The 5,799-nt window shown below is 28.8% G+C and carries 5 protein-coding genes and 1 pseudogene; 4 read left to right on the top strand and 2 right to left on the bottom strand.

The annotated features are described in order from the left end of the window. From RMN92_RS06160 to RMN92_RS06150, 3 genes and pseudogenes are all read left to right on the top strand, one after another. Nucleotides 1–273: pseudogene (locus RMN92_RS06160) on the top strand (UDP-N-acetylglucosamine 1-carboxyvinyltransferase); the annotation flags it as partial. A gap of 285 nt (nucleotides 274–558) precedes the next feature. Continuing rightward, nucleotides 559–1,032 (top strand): PEGA domain-containing protein, encoded by a 474-nt coding sequence (locus tag RMN92_RS06155; protein WP_309608591.1) that lies wholly within the window; start codon nucleotides 559–561, stop codon nucleotides 1,030–1,032. 198 nt (nucleotides 1,033–1,230) lie between these two features. Then, nucleotides 1,231–2,001, top strand: coding sequence for a TSUP family transporter (locus RMN92_RS06150; RefSeq protein WP_309608590.1), 771 nt, complete (start codon nucleotides 1,231–1,233; stop codon nucleotides 1,999–2,001). Between the two features lies 1 nt (nucleotide 2,002). On the opposite strand, the gene RMN92_RS06145 is transcribed toward RMN92_RS06150, so the two are convergent. Together RMN92_RS06145 and RMN92_RS06140 are read right to left on the bottom strand one after the other, a co-directional pair. After that, on the bottom strand, nucleotides 2,003–4,477 hold the full coding sequence (locus RMN92_RS06145) for a DUF5686 and carboxypeptidase regulatory-like domain-containing protein (RefSeq protein WP_309608589.1): 2,475 nt from the start codon (nucleotides 4,475–4,477) through the stop codon (nucleotides 2,003–2,005). Between the two features lie 7 nt (nucleotides 4,478–4,484). Further along, a complete protein-coding gene (locus RMN92_RS06140; protein ID WP_309608588.1) occupies nucleotides 4,485–4,898 on the bottom strand; it encodes a type II 3-dehydroquinate dehydratase in 414 nt (137 codons plus the stop codon). A gap of 196 nt (nucleotides 4,899–5,094) precedes the next feature. On the opposite strand from RMN92_RS06140, the gene RMN92_RS06135 reads away from it, so the two are divergent. Next, nucleotides 5,095–5,649 carry a hypothetical protein gene (locus tag RMN92_RS06135; protein ID WP_309608587.1) on the top strand — a complete coding sequence of 185 codons (555 nt, stop codon included), beginning with the start codon at nucleotides 5,095–5,097 and terminating at the stop codon, nucleotides 5,647–5,649. Nucleotides 5,650–5,799 lie beyond the last annotated feature (150 nt).

Raw genomic sequence — 5,799 nt, 5'->3', positions numbered from 1 at the left:
CGATTGTTTTTAGTAGATAAATTGATTGATATGGGAGCCAAAATTATGCTTTGTGATCCACATAGAGCAGTAGTTATGGGTCATAATTTCGAATCGCAACTCAAAGCTACAACAATGAGTTCGCCAGATATTAGAGCTGGTATCTCACTTTTGATTGCTGCACTTTCTGCAAAAGGAACGAGCACTATTCAAAATATTGAACAAATAGATCGTGGCTACGAACGTATTGATGAACGATTGAGAGCAATTGGTGCCAATATCATTAGGGAATAATTTACCTGATTACTAAAATACATAATAATAATAAATTTATGTATTAAAGTATATACAGCAATTATATTATCAATTATTAACATTACATAAAATTCAATTTCCAGAAATAATTAAAAGTATTAACAATTGAAAATAAACTCTTTATAAAAAAAATTAAAATATAATTTACCCTATATTTTGGAATACTTGTTTAAAAATTTCATTGTGATTTGTTTTCAAAATAACACTACTAAATTATCATTAGATCAATTATAAATTAATTAACCCCTAATATTTATTTTAAAAATGAGAAAAACAATTATCTCTAGTTCGTTAGCAATTACATTATTATTATTTTCAAGTTGTGCGACAATCGTTTCTGGTTCAAAACAGAAAGTAAAATTTACAAGTAATCCGTCCGAAGCAACTATTATTATTGACAAAATTGAAGTTGGAAAAACACCATTTGAAATTAAACTTGCAAGAAAAAGTGAACACAGCGTTGTGATTAAACTAGATGGTTACCAAACTTACGAGACAAAATTAACTAAAAAATTTAATGGTTGGTATATTGGAAATGTATTATTTGGTGGAATAATTGGATTGATTGTCGACCCAATTACTGGTGCTATTTACAATTTATCTCCAAAAGAAGTGAGTGCACAAATTAATAAAGGAACTGCATTTAAAAGTAACAGTAAAGATGTTTATGTTGCAGTTACAATGAATATTGACCCAAACTGGAAAAAAGTTGGTCAACTTGAGAATGTTGCTAATTAATTTCTAAGCCAATATAACTTCTAAAAAAAATTAAATTTTAAATTGCTTCAAATTTATTTTTTAAAACATTAGATTTAATGTTTAACAAAAATCCTCAGTTTACTTAATTCGCAAATACATTATTGTATTTGAAAAATGTAAATCATTAATATATAAATCCCAATAGCACTGCAAATTGGGATTTTTTTGTAAAAAAACATGGAAAACTACATCATTATTATTTTATGTTTTGCCGCATTTTTTGCTGGTTTTGTAGATGCTATTGTTGGTGGTGGCGGATTAATTCAAACGCCAATTGCATTAATTTTACTTCCTAGTTTTCCCGTTTCTTCAATAACTGGTTCGCTAAAAATACCAGGTATAAGTGGTACAAGCGTGGCTGCTTTTCATTATTTGAAACATGTAAAGATGAACTGGAAACTATTGCTCATCATGGCAATTTTTTCTTGTAGTTTTGCTTTTCTGGGTTCCGAATTATTAACTCTGGTCTCCAATGATTTCATGAAACCTCTATTGTTTTTTATTTTAATTATACTAGCTGTATACACTTTTATAAAAAAAGATTTTGGATTGCAACAAATCAAAAATTTATCTGAAAGTAAAATGATACTATTTGGCATTCTGATTAGTTCTTTTATAGGATTTTATGACGGATTTATTGGCCCTGGAACGGGTAGTTTTCTAGTTGTTGCTTTTATAAGTATTCTTGGTTTCGATTTTTTGCACGCTTCAGCCAATGCTAAAATGGTAAATGTAGCTTCCAATTTGGGTTCCATAACTTTATTTGTTTTAAAAGGTAAAATCATTTGGGCTATTGCTATTCCGATGGCATTTTGCAATGCTTTTGGCGGTTGGATTGGTGCCAAGTTGGCCATAAAAAAAGGAAATGATTTTATTCGTATTTTCTTTTTGATTGTTGTAGTTGGAACATTAATCCGTTTTGGTTATGATGTGTTTTTTAAACGTTAATTTAATCAATAACATTCAATATTTTTAATCCAAAAACGACGCCATCGGTTTGAAAACCATTTTGATAGGCTCGTACATAATCCAATCTAAATAGTTTGAATTTCCCCCAACCCAAATTATCCAATCCAACAGAAAATTCTTGATAAGGTGTTTTATTTGGAATTGACAAATTATGAAATCCTAATACCAAACTTGATTTTAGTTTGTTTAATAATGGAATTTTATTCATGAAATAACCATTGTCATTGTACTCGGAATGCATTTCTAAAAAAGCGTTATTTGTACTATTGGTGTAATATGGCATCAAATTGAAAACGTTTAAATAATTTTCTGATTGTCCAATACGAGTTTGATTTCCCAGAAAATGTTTATAATCTACAAATGAAATATTTTGCGCTTTAAAAAATTTTCCAGCTGCTAAATTCAATCCCAATTTTCCTTTATTCCCCAAAGAAAAGTTTTGTATGGCTTGACTGCCCAAATAATCAAAGTTATATACGTTTTGATTTCCTGCAAAGCCTTTTTCATAAGTAACAAATAAGGTAGGATACTTTTCGTTCGGGATATTAAATTTTCCATCTGGTCGTGTCCAATATTTTTGACCGAAATTAATTCTACTTGTAATTTTAGATTTGATCAAATTGTGTTTTTCTAAGGCTGCTATTTCAAAATTATTAGGCAACAATGGATTGTTTGATGTGTATAAATCATCATTATTTAAAATAGTAAAATCTGTATTATTAAACAATGGTTTTCTCTCTGAATATTCTGCATTTAAAAAAACAGAAAACCCATTCGCAACTTCTTGACTGTATGACATTTTTACAAAATTCTTATCGTACAATTTCATATAATTATTTTTAAAGAAAAGTGTACTTACTGTATTGACAATGGCTGAAATAGGATTTCGATCATTAAACTGAACAATATCATTTCCCATTGAAAAAGAGATATTTGCATTTTTCTGATTATTAAATCTAGATGAAAAATCGCCTTTAATTCTTAGCCTATTTTCAGCAAAACCATAATTAAAAGTAGATCCAAAACTAATGTTGGTTCTATCCTCAGGATTTCTTTTTAGATAAGTTAATTTTGATGACAGATGATAGCCTTGAACTGTATTAAAACCGAGGGTGAGCAAAGGTCCTTTGTAGCTAATTGTTTTGTTTAAGTAAGAATTTTTATAAGTATAACCCAATACTATTTTAGACACAGAAAATGTATTGTTTTTTTTGTCAATAGAATCCAAGTAGGTTTTAGATTTTCTCAAAGTTTGAATACTATCTTTTCTAATATAATCAGTACTTTCCTCATCAGTCAAAGGAATTGGACGTGTAGAATTCCAAAAATTATTGTCTTTTTTGTTGGCTTCTTTTTCAAAAGTCAACACCTCAGCATTGAATGTTTTTTTAGTAAATTTAGGTTCAAACTCATAATTACTATACACATAAGTAAACCTACCTGTAACATTAAATCCAAACATTCCAGCAATAAAATCAATGCTTTGTGTATTTTTCGTCCAAATAAAATCTGTTTTATTAAAGCTATAATTCTGTTTTAAAATCAAATTATCAATGGCTGGCGTTTGCATTCTATATCCTTTCAAATTCACATCAACAGCGTAAATAGCCCAAGAATCTTCAACTATATAAATGTAGCCTTCAACTACGGGTTCCGTGTCCCGACGCGGAATAACTTTAATTTTATTAATTTGTTGATTGTTTTCGTTAAAAAAACTACCTTCAATTTTAAACTTATAATAGTTAAAAGCATTGTCATTAATGGGAGAAATTACATTAATTTGAAATGGTAAATAATTTTCATAAAAATCAAAATCTACTGAAGCAGCATTGTTAAAACTGAAACCATTGTCTTTTCCGCTTACTTTAGATGCCAATATGGTTTCTTTCATTTTGTCAGGTTTTTGAAATTTAAGTTTAGAAACTGTTTCCGACAAATATAAAATTCCAGTTCTGGTAGAGTCTAAAGCACCATCAAAATCGCCAACATTTTGTCCCATAATTTTTTTTGGCGCATCTTTAATTCTAAATATTCCACGTGAATAGAAGTCCGAATTGTATTTTGCAGTTCGTTCAGAATTTAATTTTTTGGAAGCAATGGCATTCCTTATAATTTGCTTTGCAGGATCTTCTTTACTCGAAATATTCACTTCGTTAAGAATATAATTTTCTTCAGATAATTTCACGTCCAATGTGTAAGGAAAACTATCAATATCTACTGCTATTATTCGAGTTTTAAAACCCAAATATTGAAAAATTATATTGTATTTTCCCGTTTTTTTGATGTTTATTTCATACAACCCATTTTCATTTGAAGTTGTATTATTATAGGAGTTCTCGATTAAAATAGTAACGGATGGTAAACTTTCGCCTTTGGCATCGAATACTTTTCCTTTAATTTGCGAAAAAGTAGGAACAGCAAAAAGTAGAAATAGAAGAATTTGGAATTTTTTCATTAAACTTTTATAAAAATGATTGTAAAGCCAAATCATAACTTTGTAAGCCAAATCCAATTATAATCCCTTTTACATTTGGAGAAATATAAGATTGGTGTCTAAAAGTTTCTCTAGAAAAGGTATTGGAAATATGCACCTCGACAACAGGCGTTTTTATAGATTTAATACAATCGCCAATACCAACAGAAGTGTGTGTGTAAGCGCCAGCATTTATAATAATTCCATCATATACAAACCCAACTTCTTGAAGTTTATTGATGATTTCCCCTTCCACATTGCTTTGATAATAAAACAACTGAATATTTGAAAATTTTGATTCTAATATTTTGAAATAACTTTCAAAATCTTGATTGCCATAAATTTCTGGCTCGCGTTTGCCAAGTAAATTGAGGTTAGGACCATTTATGATAATTATTTTCATGATGTGTTATTATGATTGTGTAAAGTTAATTATTTCAATTTCATATAAAAATTAAGTGGAGCAAATAGTCAAAAAAAGCTTGCAATAAATTGTAACTTATTGTTTACTAAATTTTTGAAAACTTATTTTAAATGCTAATTTATTTTATTTATAACATTAATAACTTCATATCAATTAATTTTAAAACAAATAAAAAATGAAAAAGTTATTATTATGTAGTATTGCAATTATCAGTTTTGGTTTTGCAAATGGTCAAGAACAAACAGCCAAAGGAAAATGGTTAATTGAAGCAAACACAGGATTTGGATCCGGTGTGGGCAGTACTCGAATTGGTTTTGATTCAGTAGACGGGGACTCTGAATACAATTTTGGTGCCGAAGGTGGTTATTTTGTAATAGACAATTTAGCCATTAAAGTTGGTTTGGGTTACGGTGGTACAAGTCAAAAAATTGTCAATCCTATTAATGGTGCATCAACAACAGTCAATGGTAGTGTTTTTGCTTATAAAATCGGAGCAAAATATTATGTAATAAACACAATACCAGTTGAATTGTCATACAATGGAATTTCTACAAGTAACAAAGTATCTGGACAAAAAGATCCTTCTTATGTAGGAATTCAAGGAGGTTATGCAATATTTTTGGGTGACAATGTAAGTATTGAACCTGGAGTAAGATATAACTACTCATTGGATGATAAAATAGCTGAAAGTATTATACAATTTAATGTTGGATTCGCACTACATTTCTAGTTGTAATCTATTTTTATTTCATAGAGCCGTTTCAAAGCAAAATTGAAGCGGCTTTTTTCATATTCCAAATACCTTTATTTTCCTACATAGAACTAATCAATTTTACTTCAAATTTAAAGACATAAAACATTACTATGATTTATGTATTTT

Origin of the sequence: Flavobacterium sp. (genome assembly GCF_031363805.1) — a bacterium.
Lineage (GTDB): Bacteria > Bacteroidota > Bacteroidia > Flavobacteriales > Flavobacteriaceae > Flavobacterium.
Note: the sequence above shows the minus strand (reverse complement) of the source record. Positions and strands in the feature narration are given on the sequence as shown.